Origin of the sequence: Nitrospirillum guaranorum, from assembly GCF_034653275.1 — a bacterium.
Classification (GTDB): Bacteria; Pseudomonadota; Alphaproteobacteria; order Azospirillales; family Azospirillaceae; genus Nitrospirillum.
This window is the reverse complement of sequence record NZ_JAYEES010000003.1, coordinates 2,517,703-2,537,961: the sequence shown is the minus strand read 5'-3', so window position 1 is coordinate 2,537,961 and position 20,259 is coordinate 2,517,703. Positions and strand designations below refer to the sequence as shown.

Here is a 20,259-nt window from a genome sequence, read left to right as displayed (position 1 = left end):
GTTTTACAGGTGGACGGGTTCCCCCGCCCGCTTGGATTGGATGGCTTGTCGCTTCTGGGGCAGGTTCACCGGTTTCGGGTGAAGCCCATTCGTGGGTGGAGGCCGAAGCTACATTTGGACCGGGAAGAAGGGCGTTACCCGCCCGTCTGTCCCAGTTGTTAGGAGGCGAACCGTGGATCGCACAGAAAAGCAAGCGACTATCGCGGCTCTGCATCAGGCGCTCTCCGCCACCTCCCTGGTCGTCGTGACCCGCCAGTCGGGCATGACGGTCGCCGAGGTGACGGACCTGCGCCGCAAGATGCGGGCCGCTGGCGCGAGCTTCAAGGTGACCAAGAACCGGCTCGCCCGTATCGCCCTGAAGGGCACCCAGTTCGAAAAGCTGGACGACCTGTTCGTCGGCGTGACCGCCATCGCTTACTCGAGCGATCCGGTCGCGGCGGCCAAGGTTGCGATCGCTTATGCCAAGGCCAATGACAAGTTCAAGATCATTGGCGGCGGCATGGGCGGTACCGTCCTGGACGACAAGGGCATCGAGGCTCTCTCGAAGCTCCCGTCCCTGGAAGAACTGCGTGGTCGCCTGCTCGGCATGCTCCAGACGCCCGCCACCCGCATCGCCGGTGTGCTGCAGGCTCCGGGCGGCCAGGTGGCGCGCGTGCTGTCGGCTTATGCCAAGAAGGGCGAGGCGGCCTGAGCCTCGCGTACTTTTCGTAAATCTCAAGACAAGACCTGATTTAGGAGAACATCCATGTCCAAGCTGGAAAAGCTGGTTGAAGAGCTGTCCGCTCTGACCGTCATCGAGGCCGCCGAGCTGTCGAAGCTGCTGGAAGAGAAGTGGGGCGTTTCCGCCGCTGCTCCCGTCGCCGTTGCCGCCGTTGCCGGCCCGGCCGCTGAAGCCGCCGCTCCCGCCGAAGAGCAGACCGAATTCACCGTGATCCTCGCCGACGCCGGCGACAAGAAGATCAACGTGATTAAGGAAATCCGTGCCATCACCAGCCTGGGCCTGAAGGAGGCCAAGGACCTGGTCGAGGGTGCGCCGAAGACCGTGAAGGAAGGCGCCACGAAGGACGAAGCTGCTAAGATTAAGAAGCAGCTGGAAGACGCCGGCGCGAAGGTCGAGGTGAAGTAAGAAACGATCCCCTGTGGGCGTTTCTGAAAAAAAGATGGCGCTGGACGGCGGCACTCCCCATATGGGGGACCGCCGCCCGGCGCTGTCGCCTTTTTCTGGGGGATGTCGTATGGTGATCCTCCAGTTTCTTCCCGAGGAAGGTTCCGCGATGGAATTTGGGGCGGGAAGGGCAGTGTGAGTGTTTGGCGCCGGACGGCGGCCGCTCCCGGAGGGGGCGGGGCCGGACGCGCCTATTTGTGTTTGTTTCGCTTGCCGTCGCATCCAAATCGGCCGGCGCAGTTGACCCGGGCCTAGTTCACGAGAGGCGCATTTCATGGCCAAGTCGTTCACGGGACGTAAGCGTATTCGTAAGAGCTTCGGACGCATCCCCGAAGTGACCCGCATGCCGAACCTCATCGAGGTTCAACGGAGTTCCTACGACCACTTCCTTCAGATGGACACGGCGCCCGAGAAGCGCGCCAATCTGGGCCTTCAGGAAGTGTTCAAGTCGGTCTTCCCGATCAAGGACTTTTCCGACCGTGCCGTGCTCGACTTCGTTAAGTACGAGCTTGAACAGCCCAAGTACGATGTCGAGGAATGCCAGCAGCGCGGCATGACCTTCGCCGCGCCCCTGAAGGTGACTCTGCGCCTAACCGTCTTCGACATGGACGAGGACACCGGCCTGAAGTCCATCCGCGACATCAAGGAACAGGACGTCTACATGGGCGACATGCCCCTGATGACGGCCAACGGCACCTTCGTCATCAACGGCACCGAGCGCGTCATCGTCAGCCAGATGCACCGGTCGCCGGGCGTGTTCTTCGACCATGACAAGGGCAAGACCCATTCCTCGGGCAAGTACCTGTTCGCCGCCCGCGTGATCCCCTACCGCGGCTCCTGGCTGGACTTCGAGTTCGACGCCAAGGACCTCGTGTACGTCCGCATCGACCGTCGCCGCAAGCTGCCCGCCACCACCCTGCTGTTCGCGCTGGACGGCGCTGAGACGCAGCAGCTGCGGGCCCAGCGCGCCAAGGCCGGCCAGGGGCTGGCCCCCTATGAGGCCCAGGGCATGTCGAAGGAGGAGATGCTCTCCGCCTTCTACGACACCATCACCTACTCCCGCGCCGGCGACGGCTGGAAGACCCCCTTCGTCGCCGAGCGCATGAAGGGCGTGAAGCTGGCCTCCGACCTGATCGACGCCCGCACGGGCGAGGTCCTGCTGCAGCGCGAGACCAAGATGACCCCCCGCGTGCTGAAGAAGCTGCAGGAGGGTGGCCTGGAAGAGGTGAAGGTGCCGACCGAGGAGCTGGCCGGCCGCTACCTCGCCATCGACATCATCAACGAGCTGACCGGCGAAGTGATCTTCGAGGCGGGTGACGAGATCACCACCGCCGCCCTGGAGAAGCTGGAGAAGTTCGGCGTGGACGAGGTGCCGGTCCTGGCCATCGACCACCTGAACGTCGGCGCCTACATCCGCAACACCATGGCGGCGGACCGTAACGCCAGCCGTGAGGACGCGCTGATCGACATCTACCGCGTCATGCGCCCGGGCGAGCCGCCGACGCTGGAAAGCGCGGAAGCGCTGTTCAGCGGCCTGTTCTTCGACAGCGAGCGCTATGACCTGTCGGCCGTGGGCCGCGTGAAGATGAACGCGCGCCTGGGCTTCCAGACCGACGACCAGATGCGCGTCCTGCGCAAGGACGACATCCTGGCCATCCTCAAGCTCCTGGTCGAGCTGAAGGACGGCCGCGGCGAGATCGACGACATCGACCACCTGGGCAACCGTCGCGTCCGCTCCGTCGGCGAGCTGATGGAGAACCAATACCGCGTCGGCCTGCTGCGCATGGAGCGTGCGATCCGCGAGCGCATGAGCTCGGTGGAGATCGACACGGTCATGCCGCACGACCTGATCAACGCCAAGCCGGCCGCGGCCGCGGTGCGTGAGTTCTTCGGCTCCTCGCAGCTGTCGCAGTTCATGGACCAGACCAACCCGCTGTCGGAAATCACCCACAAGCGTCGTCTCTCGGCCCTGGGGCCGGGCGGTCTGACCCGTGAGCGCGCGGGCTTCGAAGTCCGCGACGTGCACCCGACCCACTACGGCCGCATCTGCCCGATTGAGACCCCCGAAGGTCCGAACATCGGTCTGATCAACTCGCTGGCCACATATGCCCGCGTGAACCAGTACGGCTTCATCGAGAGCCCCTACCGCAAGGTGGTGGACAAGCGCGTCACCAACGAGGTGGTCTATCTCTCCGCCATGGAGGAAGGCCGCTATATGGTGGCGCAGGCCAACGCCACGCTGGACGCCGACAACCGGTTCGTGGACGAGCTCATCAGCTGCCGCAAGGGCGGCGAGTACATGATGACCCGCTCGGACATGATCGACCTGATCGACGTGTCGCCGAAGCAGCTGGTGTCCGTCGCCGCGGCGCTGATTCCGTTCCTGGAGAACGACGACGCCAACCGCGCGCTGATGGGCTCGAACATGCAGCGTCAGGCCGTGCCGCTGATCAAGGCGGACTCGCCCCTGGTCGGCACCGGCATGGAAGCGACGGTCGCCCGTGATTCGGGTGTCGCCATCGCCGCCCGCCGCGCCGGCGTGATCGACCAGATCGACGCCACCCGCATCGTCGTGCGCGCCACCGGCGACACCGACGCGGCGGCCCCCGGCGTCGACATCTACAACCTGCTGAAGTTCCAGCGCTCCAACCAGAACACCTGCATCAACCAGCGTCCGCTGGTGAAGGTTGGCGACCGGGTGGAGAAGGGCGACATCATCGCCGACGGTCCCTCGACCGACCTGGGCGAGCTGGCCCTGGGCCGTAACGTGCTGGTCGCGTTCATGCCCTGGAACGGCTACAACTTCGAAGACTCGATCCTGATCTCCGAGCGCATCGTGCGCGATGACGTCTTCACCTCGATCCATATCGAGGAGTTCGAGGTCATGGCCCGCGACACCAAGCTGGGCCAGGAAGAAATCACCCGCGACATCCCCAACGTCGGCGAAGAGGCTCTGAAGAACCTCGACGAGGCGGGCATCGTCTACATCGGTGCCGAGGTGAAGCCGGGCGACATCCTGGTCGGCAAGGTGACGCCGAAGGGCGAAAGCCCGATGACCCCGGAAGAGAAGCTGCTGCGCGCCATCTTCGGTGAAAAGGCCAGCGACGTGCGCGACACGTCCATGCGCCTGCCGCCGGGCGTCACCGGCACGGTGGTCGAGGTCCGCGTCTTCTCCCGCCGCGGCGTCGACAAGGACGAGCGCGCGCTGGCGATCGAGCGGGCCGAGATCGAGAAGCTGGCCAAGGACCGCGACGACGAGAAGGGGATCCTGGAGCGCAGCTTCTACACCCGCCTGAAGGAAACCCTGGTCGGCCAGTCCGTCCTGTCCGCCCCGCGCGGCATCAAGTCGGGCGAGGTCATCACCGAAGAGCTGCTGTCCGGCCTGTCGCGCGGCCAGTGGCGCCAGATCGCGGTCGCCAACGACCAGATCATGGAGAATGTGGAGGCCTACGGCCGGGTGTTCGACGAGAGCATCCAGAAGCTGCAGGAGCGGTTCGAGAACAAGGTCGAGAAGCTGCAGCGCGGCGACGAGCTGCCGCCCGGCGTCATGAAGATGGTCAAGGTCTTCGTGGCGGTGAAGCGCAAGCTGCAGCCCGGCGACAAGATGGCCGGCCGTCACGGCAACAAGGGTGTGATCAGCCGCATCCTGCCCATCGAGGACATGCCCTACCTGGCCGACGGCCAGGCGGTCGACATCGTTCTGAACCCGCTGGGCGTGCCCTCGCGCATGAACGTCGGTCAGATCCTGGAGACCCATCTGGGCTGGGCGTCGGCCAACCTCGGCAAGCAGATCGGCCAGATGCTGGACCAGATGCGCCATGCCGAGCCGGAGGCCAAGGCCCCCGTCCTTGAGAACATCAAGGGCCGTATGAAGCACATCTACGGCGAGGCCGCTTACACCGAGGAGGTGAGCGACCTGACCGATGGTGAGGTGCTTGAGCTGGCCGGCAACCTGCGCCGCGGCATCCCGTTCGCCACCCCCGTCTTTGACGGCGCGCGGGAGGACGACATCGTCCGCATGCTGACGGAAGCCGGCATCGACAGCTCGGGCCAGATGGTGCTGACCGACGGCCGTACCGGCGAGGCGTTCGATCGCAAGGTCACCGTCGGCTACATCTACATGCTGAAGCTGCACCACCTGGTGGACGACAAGATCCACGCGCGCTCCATCGGCCCGTACAGCCTGGTCACCCAGCAGCCTCTGGGCGGCAAGGCCCAGTTCGGTGGCCAGCGCTTCGGTGAAATGGAGGTCTGGGCGCTGGAAGCTTACGGCGCCGCCTACACGCTGCAGGAAATGCTGACGGTGAAGTCGGACGACGTGTCCGGCCGCACCAAGGTCTACGAGGCGATCGTCCGCGGTGACGACAACTTCGAGGCCGGCATTCCGGAAAGCTTCAACGTGCTGGTCAAGGAACTGCGGTCCCTGGGCCTGAACGTCGAGCTGAACGAGCGGTCCTACTGATCACCGGTTGAGCTTGGGCGGCGCCCTCGGGGGATTCCCCCGGGGGCGCTCGTCCGTCCCGGTTCGCAGCCAATTGAATTCCCAGCCCTTCCCAGGGGAGACGGCTTATGAATGAGTTGATGAACATTATCGGCCAGGTGCAGGGGCCGCAGAGCTTCGATCAGATCCGCATCTCGATCGCCAGCCCGGAGCGCATCCGGTCGTGGTCGTTCGGCGAGATCAAGAAGCCCGAGACCATCAACTATCGGACCTTCAAGCCGGAGCGCGACGGCCTGTTCTGCGCCCGCATCTTCGGCCCGATCAAGGACTACGAGTGCTTGTGCGGCAAGTACAAGCGCATGAAGTACCGCGGCATCATCTGCGAGAAGTGCGGCGTCGAAGTGACGCTGGCCAAGGTCCGGCGCGAGCGCATGGGCCACATCGAGCTGGCCTCCCCCGTCGCGCACATCTGGTTCCTGAAGAGCCTGCCGAGCCGCATCGGCCTGCTCATGGACATGACGCTGAAGGATCTGGAGCGGGTCCTGTACTTCGAGAACTACGTCGTCACCGAGCCCGGCCTGACCCCGCTGAAGCTGCACCAGCTTCTGTCGGAGGAGGAGTACATCCAGGCCCAGGACGAGTACGGCGAGGACGCCTTCACCGCGTCCATCGGCGCCGAGGCCATCAAGGTCCTTCTCTCCGCCATCGACATGGAAGAGGAGATGAAGACCGTCCGCGAGGAGCTCAAGGAGACCTCCAGCGAGGCCAAGCGCAAGAAGCTGGTGAAGCGCCTGAAGCTGATCGAGGCTTTCCTGGAGTCCGGCTCGCGGCCGGAATGGATGATCCTGGACGTCGTCCCGGTCATTCCGCCGGAACTGCGCCCGCTGGTCCCCCTGGACGGCGGCCGTTTCGCCACGTCCGACCTGAACGACCTGTACCGCCGCGTCATCAACCGTAACAACCGCCTGAAGCGGCTGATTGAGCTGCGCGCGCCCGACATCATCGTGCGCAACGAGAAGCGCATGCTGCAGGAGGCCGTCGACGCCCTGTTCGACAACGGCCGCCGCGGCCGCGTCATCACCGGCGCCAACAAGCGCCCGCTGAAGTCCATCAGCGACATGCTGAAGGGCAAGCAGGGCCGCTTCCGTCAGAACCTGCTGGGCAAGCGCGTCGACTACTCCGGCCGTTCGGTCATCGTGGTGGGCCCCGAGCTGAAGCTGCACCAGTGCGGCCTGCCCAAGAAGATGGCGCTGGAGCTGTTCAAGCCCTTCATCTACGCCAAGCTGGAACTGTACGGCATGGCCTCCACCATCAAGGCGGCCAAGCGCATGGTGGAGAAGGAGCGTCCCGAGGTCTGGGACATCCTGGAAGAGGTCATCCGCGAGCATCCGGTCATGCTGAACCGGGCGCCCACGCTGCACCGTCTGGGCATCCAGGCTTTCGAGCCGACCCTGATCGAAGGCAAGGCCATCCAGCTGCACCCGCTGGTCTGCACCGCCTTCAACGCCGACTTCGACGGCGACCAGATGGCCGTGCACGTCCCGCTGAGCCTCGAGGCCCAGCTGGAAGCGCGCGTCCTGATGATGTCGACCAACAACATCCTGTCGCCCGCCAACGGCAAGCCCATCATCGTTCCCAGCCAGGACATCGTCCTGGGCCTGTACTACATCACGATGGAACTGCCAGGCTCCGTGGGCGAGGGCATGGCCTTCACCGACATCGGTGAGATCGAGCAGGCGCTCGCGGCCAAGGTCGTCACCCTGCACTCCAAGGTGAAGGCCCGCTACCACACCGTGGACCAGGATGGTAACCCCATCGTGACCCGCGTGGAGAGCACCCCCGGCCGCATGCTGCTGTCGGAGATCCTGCCGCGCCACCCGGCGATCAGCTTCCAGATGATCAACCGGCTGCTGACCAAGAAGGACGTGGGCAACATCATCGACGCCGTCTACCGCCATTGCGGTCAGAAGGAGACGGTGATTTTCGCCGACCGCCTGATGAAGCTGGGCTTCAGCCACGCCTGCCGCGCGGGCATCTCCTTCGGCAAGGATGACATGGTCATCCCGGCCGAGAAGGAGACGCTGATCCATGAGGCGCAGGAGCGCGTCAAGGAGTACGAGCAGCAGTACCTGGACGGCCTGATCACCCAGGGCGAAAAGTACAACAAGGTGGTCGACGTCTGGTCGGAAACGACCGAAAAGGTCGCCGGCGCCATGATGAAGGTCATCGAGCAGCCCCGCCCTGGCGTGGGCGTCAACTCGGTGTACATGATGGCGCACTCCGGTGCCCGTGGCTCCGCCGCCCAGATCAAGCAGCTGGCCGGCATGCGCGGCCTGATGGCCAAGCCTTCGGGCGAGATCATCGAGACGCCCATCATTTCCAACTTCAAGGAAGGCCTGACCGTGCTGGAGTACTTCAACTCCACCCACGGCGCCCGTAAGGGTTTGGCCGACACCGCCTTGAAGACGGCGAACTCCGGTTACCTGACGCGCCGTCTGGTCGACGTCGCCCAGGACGCCATCGTCGTGGAAAACGATTGCGGCACGACCAAGGGCCTGACCATGCGCGCCGTCATCGACGGCGGCGAGGTGATCTCGCCCCTGTCGGAGCGCATCCTGGGCCGTTGCGCCTCGGTCGACGTGGTCGATCCGCTGAGCGGCAAGGTTCTCGTTCCGGCCGCCGGCCTGATCGACGAGCAGGCCGTGGAGCTGATCGAGCGCGCCGGCATCGACACCGTGCTGATCCGCTCGGTGCTGACTTGCGAAACCCGCGAGGGCGTGTGCGGTTGCTGCTATGGCCGCGACCTGGCCCGCGGCACCACCGTGAACATCGGTGAGGCCGTCGGCGTCATCGCCGCTCAGTCGATCGGCGAGCCCGGCACGCAGCTGACGATGCGTACCTTCCACATCGGCGGTGCGGCCCAGCGTGGTGCCGAGCAGTCGTCCGTGGACAGCAGCCTTGATGCCAAGGTCGTCGTGAAGAACCGCAACATGGTTCTGAACGGCGAGGGCGTGCCCGTCATCATGGGCCGCAACGTGGAGCTGGCGCTGTTCGACAGCCAGGGCCGCGAGCGCGCCCGTCACCGCGTCCCCTACGGCGCCAAGCTGAACAAGCTGCTGGTCGAGGACGGCGTTCTGGTGAAGAAGGGCGATCGCCTGGCGGAGTGGGACCCCTACACCCTGCCGATCATCACCGAGCGGGAGGGTGTCGCCAACTACGTCGACCTGGTCGAGGGCGTGTCCATGCGCGAGGTGGTCGACGAGGCCACCGGCATCTCGTCCAAGGTCGTGGTCGACTGGCGCCAGCAGCCGCGCGGCGCGGATCTCCGCCCCCGTGTGACCCTGCGCGACGCCAACGGCGACGTCATCAAGCTGCCGAACGGCGTGGAAGCCCGCTACTACCTGAGCGTGGACGCCATCCTGTCGGTGGAGAACGGCGCGCATGTGAAGGCCGGCGACGTGCTGGCCCGTATCCCGCGTGAAAGCTCCAAGACGCGTGACATCACCGGCGGTCTGCCGCGCGTGGCCGAGCTGTTCGAAGCCCGTCGTCCCAAGGACTTCGCCATCATCTCGGACATCGACGGCCGGGTTGAGTTCGGCAAGGACTACAAGACGAAGCGCCGCATCGTCGTCGTTCCCAACGACGAGGCCGAGAACCAGCGTGAGTACCTGATCCCGAAGGGCAAGCACATCTCCGTGCAGGAGGGTGACTACGTCCAGAAGGGCGACCTGCTGATGGACGGCAACCCCGTCCCGCACGACATCCTGGCCGTCATGGGCGTGGAGGCTCTGGCCTCCTACCTCACCAACGAAATCCAGGACGTCTATCGTCTGCAGGGCGTGAAGATCAACGACAAGCACATCGAGGTGATCGTTCGCCAGATGCTGCAGAAGGTCGAGATCGACGAGCCGGGTGACACCACGCTGCTGATCGCCGAACAGGTCGATCGCGCCGAGTTCGAGGCCGAGAACCGCAAGGTTCAGGCCCGCATGGACGAAGGCGAGGGTGGTCTGCGGTTCGCCCGCGGCCGTCCGGTGCTGCAGGGCATCACCAAGGCCAGCCTGCAGACGCGTTCCTTCATCTCGGCCGCCTCGTTCCAGGAAACGACCCGCGTCCTGACGGAAGCCGCCGTCCAGGGCAAGTCGGACAACCTGGAAGGCCTGAAGGAAAACGTCATCGTCGGCCGCCTGATCCCGGCGGGTACCGGCAGTGTCGTGAACCGTCTGAAGCAGATCGCCGCCGAGCGCGACCGCGAACTCTCCGCCCTGCAGGCGGGCGAGGATCCGGCCCTGCCGTCGGAGGTCTCGACGGAGCAGCCGGCCGCCTGAGGCGATCGACTGTCTGAGTAAAGCGAAGGGCCGCATCCCAACCGGGGTGCGGCCCTTTTCTCATTCCGGCGTCACCGCGCTTGCCGCTTTTACAAAGGGTGCGCCCGCCCCTTGGTCTGGTCGGCGGTGGGCAGGGGCATCCCAGGATGCCACGCGGCGGCCAACTCACGGGCGCGCTGCTGGATCGCGGCGGGCAGTTGCTGTTCCAGCGTCGTCCGTGTCTTGGCGGCATCGGCGTCGGCGTCTGGGCTCAGCAGCATCAGGATATAGGCCTGGGCGGGGTCGTGGGGCACGCCCTCACCCGCGATGGATAGGGCGGCCAGGAAGTGCAGGGACTGGGGGTCACCCTGAATGGCGGCGCGCTCGCACCACATCAGCGCCGCCTGGCTGTCCTTTGCCGTCCCCACGCCATTGTAATAGATCATGGTCAGGTTGTTCTGGGCTTGGATGTCGCCCTTGGCGGCCGCCTGTTGGAACAGCTCGATGCCCTTGGCCCGATCTTCCGGCACCCCCCGTCCCAGGAAATAGAGTGAGCCCAGGTTGTTCAGGGCATGGGCCTGGCCCTGGGCCGCGGCCTTCTCATACCAGGCACGGGCCTTGGTATTGTCGGGGACGAAGGCCGGCTGGCTGCCGGTGGCGGTGATGGTCACCAGCGGTTCTTCATAAATCCAGCCCAGATAGGTTTGCGCGTCGGCATCACCTTTCTCCGCCAGCGGCGTCAGCAGGGCCACCGCCTCGACCTTTTTTCCCGCCTCGAAGGCCGCGATACCCTGGTCCAGGGCGGATTTCGCACCCGGCGGGGCGGCGGGCACGCTGGACGCGGGTGGCGTGTCCGCCTGTGTCGACGCGGCACCGGCCGATCCCGCCGCCATGGCAAGTCCGGTGGCGGCCCATGCCGCCACGATCAAGGCGCACGACGCGCGCGGCCATCCCGTCCGTCTGTTTCCCATCTCACCGTCCTCTCCCCATCAGCCCAAGCTCAGGCGTGTGGAAGGAGGGTGATCAACAACTAAGGCGGGATGATGGCAGCGCTCTACGTCCGTGTCGCCGTCGGCAGCGGCTGCCCCGGGCGCCAGGTCTTGGCCAGGGTCTGCGCCTCCGCCTTCTGGGCGGTGCTCAATTCGCCCTCCAGGCGGGTGCGCAGGGCCTGGGCGTCGGGGTTGTCGCCGGACAGCACGGTCAGGGTGTAGGCCAGCACGGGGTTGCGCGGCAGGCCGGCGCCGGTGTCGTACAGGCGGGCCAGCAGGATCTGGGCGTGGGCCTCGCCCTGGCGGGCGGCGGCGCGGGCCCAGTGGGCGGCCTCGGCATCGTCCTTGGGCGCGTCATGGCCGATGTAATAGATCATGGCCAGGTTCATCTGCGCCTGGGCGTCGCCCTTCTTGGCCGCCTTGCGGAACAGGCCGATGCCCTTGGGCGCGTCCTTGGGCACGCCGTTGCCCAGATAATAGAGGGAGCCCAGGTTGTTCAGGGCATGGGCATGGCCCTGTGCGGCGGCCTTGGTGTACCAGGCCTGGGCGCGGGCATAATCGACCGGCACGCCCAAGCCCTTCTCATACATCCAGCCCAAATAGGTTTGCGCCTCGCCATCGCCCTTGTCGGCCGCCGGGCCCAGCTCGGTCAGGGCAGCAGGGTAATCCTTGCGCTGAAAGGCGCCGACGCCCTTTTGGGTGTTGGCCCATGCGTTGCCCAGCAGCGGGGCGGCGCACAGGGGAAGAAGCAAGCCGGCCGCCAGCACGGCGGATTTGTGCCAGGAACAATGATGCATGCCAAACCCCTTCCGTTACCGCCGTGGCAGGCCCGCCGCGTGATTCCATGCGGCCTGCGGGGCAGCCTGCGGGGGCATTGGGGCGGGAAGGGGGCACGGAGGTGCGAGGCCTGTGATTTACGTGTGACAAACCCAGGCACCCCTCGTTCTGGATGTGGGCGGCCCGCTGTGTGCCCGGCTTATAACGCCGGTCCAGCTTCCGAGCAGCACCGCCATATGCAATATTGCGGGGAAGTTTTACACGTAATGATATGGATGGCGTCGCCTCTGGTGGGACGCTTAGCCGGAGAGTGGTGAAGAGGATGACTGAGACGATCACGACGGTTTCTCTGCCGGATGGCGGCAAGCGCATCATCGGCACATCCGGTGATGACATGCTGACCGGCACCGCCCTGGCGGATTATATCAGCGGCGCCAATGGTAACGACACGCTGACCGGTGGCGGTGGGGTGGATACCCTGGTTGGTGGCGCCGGCAACGATGTCATCACCGGCACCGGCTTGCTGGTGGGGGGCGCGGGGGATGACACGATCACCGGTACCGGGTCCGTGACCACCGCCCTCTATGATGTCAAGCAGAGTCAGGCGACCATCACCCGGTCGGGAGGCACGGTCACCATCACCACGCCGGACGGTGGCACCGACACCCTGTCCGGCGTGCAGTACGCGCAGTTCAGCGACGGCATGGTCCAACTGAGCACGGTGGTGACGCCGATATCCCAGACCATGTTTCCACTCTCAATCGGCGGGACGTTCGCGTCGCTGTTCTCAATCACACCGCTGCCGGGTTCGACACCCACCACCGTTCGCCTCACACTCACACCCAATGTTGAGTATTTTAATCCCGACTCAGTCCCCGTCATGACAGACAACGGCAGCATAGTCGTTTCCTACGCTGACTGGCCAAAATTGCTTTTCCGTGTGAATGAAGTGGGGAGCGCGGCCGACGCCATCCAAATTGTTGTGTCCGATGGTGTCCAGGACGTGACCGCCACCGCCGTGATGTCCACGGCCCGGCACGCCGCTTTCGTATCCAGCATCACCTCCCTGGGCGCCGCATCCGATGGAAGTGCACAGTACCAGGTGACGTTCAACGATAATGTCACTGGCGTCGATATCAACGACTTCATGCTGGTGAAGACGGGAACGGCGGATGGGGCCGTCACCAGTGTGACCGGCTCGGGCAATTCCTATGTCGTGACCGTCGGGGCGGTTTCGGGCTTGGGCACCTTGCAACTGGGTATTGACGCGGGTGCGGCGGGCCTCAAGGACCTTTCCCGATACGACCCGGTTATTGGCACCTACCCCGCGGGCTACGGCACCACCTACACGGCGGATCTGTTGTCGGTTGATCGGCCGGCCGCCCTTTGGACCGACACCACGACGGGGCAGTCCAGCACCTCCAGCGCTTTCTCCCCCTATGAGGGTCCGGTAAACTATCTAAAGAGCCAGTTCCTGTGGTCCGGCACCGACAATGTGGCGATCAAGGCGACAGGCTCCAACGTCTACCTGCGGGGCGGTGCCGGCGAGGATGCCTTGGCGGTTTCCGCTGGCAGCAACGTGCTGGACGGGGGCGGTGGCTCCAACTTCCTGGTGGGTGCCACCGGTCAGGACGGCGGCAGCGACGTCTTCTTCATTGACGCGCAGGATGGTCAGTCGACCTGGAGCACGGTCGTCAATTTCCACGCGGGCGATACAGTTACCATTTGGGGCTATTCCGGCTCGTCCCAGGCCACCTGGGGGGCGGACGAAGGGGCGGATGGCTTCAAAGGCGCGACCTTGCAGGCGCTGATCGGCGGGGTTGGCACGACCGCCAGCACCTATGTGACCCTGGCGGGACTTAGCCTGGCCGACATCCAAAACCATGTCACCCAGACGGTGGGCACCTCCGGGGCGGGGGGCTCGGTTACCTCGCCCTCACCTATCACGGCTGAGGGGCGCGCCCACGGTCAGGGTCATTGGGACCGGGGGTCACTTGCCCCCTTTTCTTATGGCGTTCACCGCCTGGTCCAGCGCCTGCAGGAACTGCGACTTGTCGCGCTTGGCCATGGGTGCGTTGCCGCCCTGGACCACGCCCATGGCGCGCAGGTCGCTCATCAGGGCGCGGGTGGCGATGGCCGTCCCGATGGACTGGGGCGTGAAGGGGCGGCCTGTGGGGCCGATGACCCGGCTGCCGGCCTTCAGGCTGCGGTCGGCCAGGGGGATGTCGGCGGTGATGACGATGTCGCCCACGCCGCAATGGGTGGCGATCCAGTCGTCGGCGGCGTCGAACCCGTCGCTGACCACCACCAACTGCACCAGGCCCCCGGGCGGCACCCGCAGCGGGCCGTTGGACACCAGATAGGTCTTCAGCTGATACCGCTCCGCCACCTTGAACACCTCGTCTTTCACGGGGCAGGCGTCGGCGTCGACATAGATCTCCAGCATGGGGTTTAAGGCTTTCGAATGCTTGCCACCCGCGTTGCGCGCGGGTGGGATGGTGGGGTAAAAGGCGTCGCCGGCTGGGTTCAGACCCTGCCCTTGTTGCCACCCTTTGTGAAGAGACAGCCCATGGCGTCGTACCAATATGTTTATGTGATGAAGGGTGTGACCAAGGTCTACCCCGGCGGCCGCAAGGTGTTCGAGAACATCTGGCTGAGCTTTTACCCCGGCGCCAAGATCGGCGTGCTGGGCGTGAACGGATCGGGTAAGTCCACCCTGCTGAAGATCATGGCCGGCCTGGACAAGGACTACAACGGCGAGGCCTGGGCCGCCGACGGCGTGTCCGTGGGCTACCTGCCGCAGGAGCCGCAGCTGGATCCCAACAAGAACGTCCAGGAAAACGTCATGGACGCCCTGGGCGCCACCAAGGGCCTGCTGGACCGGTTCAACGAGGTCAGCAACGCCATGGCCGACCCGGACGCCGACTTCGACGCGCTGATCGCCGAGCAGGCGGAGCTGCAGGAGAAGATCGACGCCGCCGACGCCTGGGACATCGAGCGCACCGTGGACATCGCCATGGACGCCCTGCGCTGCCCCCCGGGCGACGCCGACGTGACCAAGCTGTCGGGCGGTGAGAAGCGCCGCGTGGCGCTGTGCAAGCTGCTGCTGTCCAAGCCTGACATGCTGCTGCTGGACGAACCGACCAACCATCTGGACGCCGAAAGTGTGGCTTGGCTGCAGCGCTTCCTGGCCGACTACAAGGGCACGGTGGTGATGGTCACCCACGACCGTTACTTCCTGGACAACGTCACCGGCTGGATCCTGGAACTGGACCGTGGCTCGGGCATCCCCTACGAGGGCAACTACTCCAGCTGGCTGGAGCAGAAGGAAAAGCGTCTGGCCCAGGAAGGCCGCACCGAGGACGCCCGCCAGAAGCAGCTGGCCCAGGAGCTGGAGTGGGTGCGGCAGAGCCCGCGCGCCCGCCAGGCCAAGTCCAAGGCCCGTATCCAGGCCTACGAGGAATTGTTGGCCCAGAGCACGAAGGAGGCGATCACCGACACGCAGATCGTTATCCCCGTGCCGCCCCGCCTGGGCAACGTGGTCATCGAGGCCGATCACCTGAGGAAGGGCTTCGGCGACCGCCTGCTGATCGACGACCTGTCCTTCCGCCTGCCGCCGGGCGGCATCGTGGGCATCATCGGCCCCAACGGCGCCGGCAAGACCACCCTGTTCCGCATGATCACCGACCAGGACAAGCCGGACGCCGGCACCTTCAAGGTGGGTGAGACGGTGAAGCTGGGCTATGTCGACCAGAGCCGCGACGCCCTGAACCCGAACAAGACGGTGTGGGAAGAGATCTCCGGCGGCCTGGACATCATCGAGCTGGGCAAGAAGTCCATGCCCAGCCGCGCCTACGTCTCCGCCTTCAACTTCCGTGGGTCCGACCAGCAGAAGAAGGTGGGGCAGCTGTCGGGCGGTGAGCGCAACCGCGTGCACCTGGCCATGATGCTGAAGTCCGGCGCCAACGTCCTGCTGCTGGACGAACCGACCAACGACCTGGACGTGGAAACCCTGCGCGCCCTGGAAGAGGCGCTGGTCAGCTTTGCCGGCTGTGCCGTGGTCATCAGCCACGATCGCTGGTTCCTGGACCGCATCGCCACCCACATCCTGGCCTTCGAAGGCGAAAGCCAGGTGGTCTGGTTTGAGGGCAACTATCAGGACTACGAAGCCGACCGCAAGCGCCGCCTGGGTGCCGCGGCCGACCAGCCGCACCGCATCAAGTACCGCCCGCTGGTGCGCAACTGAGCGGCTGAGGTTGGTGGAATTGGGAACGGGGAGCGGCAGGACCGCTCCCCGTTTTCATTGGTGGCTCAGTCGGCCCGCGTGGCGTCGTCCACAACGCGGCGGAAGCGCTCCAGAGGACAATCCATCGCCGGGCCCGCCTGGCTGCACCCGGGAATGAAGACCGGTGCCGACAGGGGGGCTGCGCTTCGGTCAGCGGGGTCAGGGCGCGCAGTTGGTCCAGGCTTTGCGCCGTGAAGCGGGCGCGGATGACGGTCTGGCCGTCCGCCCGGCGCCAGCGTTCCAGCACCAGCGCCGATCCCGGGGGCACCTGGTCGGGCTGATAGCCCGGCAATACCCAATCCAGACGCAGCAGGCCGGCCAGCAGCAGGATGGTGCCGTCATGGCCCACCAGCACGCTGACGGCGGGGCCGTCGCCGGCCAGCAGGTCGGCCAGGTGCCGGGCCAGCGGGCCGGCGCCCACACGGGCGATGTAGGGCGTGCGCAGCCGGGCGTCCAGGTCGGCGGCATGGGCGGCCCCGGCGCGGTTCAGCGCGTCGGCGTTCACCCGCCCGCCCAACAGGCTGGCCAGCGGCGCCCCGTCGGCATAGGCCATGATCAGGCTCTCCGTCAGGCCTGATGCCGTCGCCAGCGGGCTTTGCAGGGCCAGCCAGTCATCGCCCTGGCCCCGGTCCAGCGCCGACGGCACGTCGGTCAGCAGGCGGCGGCCCGCCAGCCGGCCACCCGGCTGGACCTGGTCCCGGCAGTCCGCGGGCGTGCAGTTCAGCAGCAGGCGCTGCAAGGCCTCCACCGTGTCGGCGTGCGCCGCCGTCCAGGCCGTGGCGTCGCCGATGCGCCCGCGCACGGCGGCTAGGGCCAGGTCGGGATCTAGACGCGTGGCCCCCGCCCGCACCGGGTCGAACAGCGGGTCCGCCCTGGTCATCGCGGTGTCGACCCGGGCGGGGCAGTCGGGCAGCAACTGCTCGGCCAGCGCCCGTCCCGTTTCCACTGTGCGCTGGGGCAGGTTGGCATGCACCCGGGCGGCGGCGCAGTCGCCCGCCGGCAGCAGGCCCAGCGCCCGGTAATGCTCCCGGTAATAGCCACCGAACAGGGCGGCGGCCTGGAAGCCGTGGGCCGTCAGGTGGCCGGGCGGCACGGCGAAGGCCGGCCAGGGCTCCGCCGTCCAACGCCCCAGGTCCGCCGGCGTCGACATGGCGGCCCGGATGCCATGCCGGGTCAGGATGACCACACGTTCCAGGTGGTCCGCCGCACCGGCGGCCCCCGGCCGGTCGGGCAGGGCCAGCAGCAGCATCGCCGCCGCCAGCACCCGCAGCGGGGCCTTGCCGCGCATCAATACTTCGCCCGCACGCCGAACCGGAAGGTGCGGCCGAAGTCGGTGTAGGTGGCGAACAGGCCGTTGTTCACATACTGGCTCTGCGCCGAGCCAGTGACGTTGATGGCCTCCGCCGTCAGGGTCAGGTGGTCGTCCACCGCGTAGGTGGCGTTCAGGTCCAGGGTGCCGAAGGCCCGGTCGTTGACCGAGGACAGGCCGTTGGTGCCCACCTGGTTCAGGATGTTGCCCGTCCAGCTGTAGGCGGCGCGCACGCCGATGGGGCCCTTCTCGTAAAAGGCGGTCAGGTTGTAGCTATGGCGGGCTACGCCGGCCAGGTCGGCCTCGAAGAAGCGGCCGGTCGTGATGTCGTGGTAGGTCGCGCCGGAGTTGGTGATGGTGAGGTTGGCCAGGAAGCCCAGGCCGTCGAAGGGGACGGGCAGGAAGGTGAACAGCTGCTGATAGGCCAGTTCGCCACCGATGACATGCGCGCCGCCGCCGTTGACGGGGGCGGTCAGCAGATAGCTTTGCCCGTCCACCACCAGGGGCGTCACCTGGTTGAAGGTGAAGGTGCTGATGTCCTTGTAGAAGAAGTCGGCGATCAGCGCGCTGCTGCGGGTGAAGTACCATTCGGCCGAGGCGTCGTACTGCCAGGCCTCATAGGGGCGCAGCTGCGGGTTGCCGCCGCTGGCGGTGAAGATGGTGTTGGAGGAGTTCAGCGTGATCTGTGGGCCCAGGCTGGATAGCGACGGCCGGGTGATGACCTTGGAGGCCGCCAGGTGCAGCTGCACGTCGGGCCGCAGTTCCAGCACCAGGTTGGCCGAGGGCAGGGCGTTGGTGTAGATGCGCTCGTACCGCACCGGAATGGCCTTGGTGCCGCTGGTGGCGCTGCCGCTGGACGTCTGGTCGGTGTTGGTGACGCGCACACCGGCATCGCCGCGCAAGGGCAGGCCGAACAGGGTGGTGGACAGGCTGGTCATGACGTAACCGGCGCTGATGGTTTCCGTCACCTTGTAGGAATTGCGCTGATCGGCGGCCGTCAGCGGCTGGTTCACCAGGTTCGGATCCATGCGGCTGTAGAAGGCGTTGGTGTCCGGCACCAGCCAGGTGCGGGGCAGGGTGCCGGAGGCGTCGGCCAGGAAGCCGCTGACCGGGAAGCTGTCGTAGTAGCTGGCGGGGAAGTACTGGCCGGCGATGTTCTGGGTGATGGTCAGGTCGCGGCGGTCATAGTCGCGGCCCCGGTCGCGATACTTGGCGCCCATCTGGATTTTGGAGAAGGGGCCCCAGCCCAGGTCATGTTCCGCGTCGAACTGGATGGCGCCTTCCGTGTCCTTGGCGTTCTCGGTGCGCCATTCCAGGCGGCGGCCCGGCAGCAGGGTGATGGAGTTCAGGTCGGCCGTCAGGTAGTTCAGGCTGGGCACGCCGTCGTCCGACGACGGCATGCTGAAGCTCACCTGGCCGGCGGAGCCCAGGATGCGCGAGCGGCGGATGGGCGTGGGCGTGCCGCTGTCGGCGCGGTTGTAGGCGCCGTCCGCCGACAGGGTCCAGCCGTCGATGCGGTACTTGCCGTTCAGCCCCACCTGGTAGTTGGTGTGCAGCAGGTCGGACTCCTCGCGCCCGATCTGCACGCTGACCGGGGCGGTCGCCGCCACGACGGCGCCGTCCCGGATGGACACGCTGCCCGGCACCGCCTTGGATATGGTCCAGTCGGCGGAGTAGGTCTTCTCGTCATAGTGCATGTTCAGCCGGGTGAACAGCACGTCCAGGCCGATTTCCAGGTCATCGTTCGGCGCCCACTGCGCCGCCGCGTTCATGCCCACGCGGCGGCTGTGCTGCATCTCCAGCGTCGGGCGCACGCCGCTGGCGTCGATCACCGGGCCGCTGTCGGCCTTGCCGTCGCCATTGGTGTCGATGCCGTTGGGGTAGAGGGTCCAGTTGCTGCCCAGCACGCGGTCCTGGCGCACCGTGCGCTCGTCATACACGGCCGCCAGCAGGACGCCGAAGGTCTTGGCGTCGTTGTTCCAGCTGGTCAGGCCGGAGACATGGGGGTCGGCGGCGTCGGCCAGCTGGGCATAGCTGCCGCTGGCGGAGCCGGTGAAGGCCAGGTCGCCCAGCTCCAGCGGGCGAAAGGTGCGGATGTTCACCAGCCCGCCGATGGCGCCTTCATCCTGGCTGGCCAGGGGGCTTTTCACCACCTCGATGCCCGACACCAGTTCGGACGGCAGGGTGTCGAAGCGGAAGTTGCGGCCCGACTGGCCGCTGTCCCGCACGTTCTCGTTCACCGCCATGCTGCGGCCGTTCAGGGTGGTGACCTCGAAATCCGGGCCCAGGCCGCGAATGCGGACGAACAGGCCCTCGCCCCGGTCGCGGGAGATGGTGACGCCCGGGATGTGCTGCATGGCCTCGGCCACGTTCTGGCTGGGGAACTTGCCGATATCCTCCGCCGAAATGGCGTCCACCACGTTGTCCGCCTGGCGCTTGGTGTCCAGGGCGCGGGTGACGCTGCCGGCGAAGCCGGTGACGATGATCTCCTCCAGCGGGCTGGTGTCGCTCGCGACCTTGGTGGCCCCCATCTTCAGGACGACGCTGTCGCCGTCCAGCGTGTAATCCAGGCCGGTACCGGCCAGCAGGCGGCCCAGCGCGTCTGGCGTGCTGAAGGCGCCATTGAGGCCGCCGGTGCGCTTGCCGTCCAGCAGCGCGGGGTCAGCCAGCACCTGCATCCCGGTGGCGCGGGAGAAGGCGTTCAGGGCGGCACGCAGGTCGCCGGCGGCGATGGTGAATTGCGTCACGCTTTGCGCCGCCAGGGCGGCCGGCGCCGCGACGGTGATGGCGGCCGTGGCCAGGGCCAGGGCGGAGGCCGAGGCGCGCAGGCGGCGCAGGGCGCCGGTGAACGGCGTGTCCAGGTTTTTCATTCTTGTCCCCAAATCCCGTGGCCGCGTCCCCCCGTGGGCGCGACCTCGGGCCGGAAGACGACCGGCGGCCTGGAAACCGGACATCGAATTTTATGAAGCTTATAAGACGCGGACGG

Annotated in this window: 10 protein-coding genes and 1 pseudogene; 6 read left to right on the top strand and 5 right to left on the bottom strand. The window is 66.4% G+C overall.

The genetic code is table 11. The features are described 5' to 3' along the window. Positions 1-172: 172 nt before the first annotated feature. The 4 genes from rplJ to rpoC all read left to right on the top strand — a co-directional run bounded on the left by rplJ (position 173) and on the right by rpoC (position 9,934). Positions 173-691 (top strand): 50S ribosomal protein L10, encoded by a 519-nt coding sequence (rplJ, locus tag UAJ10_RS20545; protein WP_322917083.1) that lies wholly within the window; start codon positions 173-175, stop codon positions 689-691. Between the two features lie 54 nt (positions 692-745). Further along, positions 746-1,126, top strand: coding sequence for a 50S ribosomal protein L7/L12 (gene rplL, locus UAJ10_RS20540; protein ID WP_040842378.1), 381 nt, complete (start codon positions 746-748; stop codon positions 1,124-1,126). A gap of 313 nt (positions 1,127-1,439) precedes the next feature. Beyond that, the gene (gene rpoB, locus UAJ10_RS20535; protein ID WP_322917082.1) at positions 1,440-5,627 is read left to right on the top strand and encodes a DNA-directed RNA polymerase subunit beta; all 4,188 of its coding nucleotides are present in this window, start codon (positions 1,440-1,442) and stop codon (positions 5,625-5,627) included. 107 nt (positions 5,628-5,734) lie between these two features. Next, a complete protein-coding gene (rpoC, locus tag UAJ10_RS20530; RefSeq protein ID WP_322917081.1) occupies positions 5,735-9,934 on the top strand; it encodes a DNA-directed RNA polymerase subunit beta' in 4,200 nt (1,399 codons plus the stop codon). Between the two features lie 89 nt (positions 9,935-10,023). Here the strand turns inward: rpoC and UAJ10_RS20525 are convergent, their stop codons facing one another. Next, entirely contained in the window at positions 10,024-10,884 is an 861-nt protein-coding gene (locus tag UAJ10_RS20525; RefSeq protein ID WP_322917080.1) for a tetratricopeptide repeat protein, read from the bottom strand. An 83-nt stretch (positions 10,885-10,967) separates the two neighbouring features. Then, on the bottom strand, positions 10,968-11,699 hold the full coding sequence (locus UAJ10_RS20520; RefSeq protein ID WP_322917079.1) for a tetratricopeptide repeat protein: 732 nt from the start codon (positions 11,697-11,699) through the stop codon (positions 10,968-10,970). 251 nt (positions 11,700-11,950) lie between these two features. Between UAJ10_RS20520 and UAJ10_RS20515 the strand changes: the two are divergent. Then, positions 11,951-13,300: pseudogene (locus tag UAJ10_RS20515) on the top strand (calcium-binding protein); the annotation flags it as partial. Between the two features lie 369 nt (positions 13,301-13,669). Here the strand turns inward: UAJ10_RS20515 and UAJ10_RS20510 are convergent. Beyond that, a complete protein-coding gene (locus UAJ10_RS20510; protein WP_322917357.1) occupies positions 13,670-14,122 on the bottom strand; it encodes a YaiI/YqxD family protein in 453 nt (150 codons plus the stop codon). 126 nt (positions 14,123-14,248) lie between these two features. Between UAJ10_RS20510 and ettA the strand changes: the two genes are divergently transcribed. Continuing rightward, complete coding sequence (ettA, locus tag UAJ10_RS20505) at positions 14,249-15,925, top strand: energy-dependent translational throttle protein EttA (protein ID WP_322917078.1); 1,677 nt, start codon at positions 14,249-14,251, stop codon at positions 15,923-15,925. Here ettA and UAJ10_RS20500 read toward each other — a convergent pair. Further along, positions 15,897-17,252 carry a histidine-type phosphatase gene (locus UAJ10_RS20500; protein ID WP_322917077.1) on the bottom strand — a complete coding sequence of 452 codons (1,356 nt, stop codon included), beginning with the start codon at positions 17,250-17,252 and terminating at the stop codon, positions 15,897-15,899. The two genes, ettA and UAJ10_RS20500, sit on opposite strands and share 29 nt — an antisense overlap. Further along, complete coding sequence (locus UAJ10_RS20495) at positions 17,252-20,143, bottom strand: TonB-dependent receptor (protein WP_322917076.1); 2,892 nt, start codon at positions 20,141-20,143, stop codon at positions 17,252-17,254. Before UAJ10_RS20495 ends, UAJ10_RS20500 begins: the two co-directional genes overlap by 1 nt. Positions 20,144-20,259: the final 116 nt, after the last annotated feature.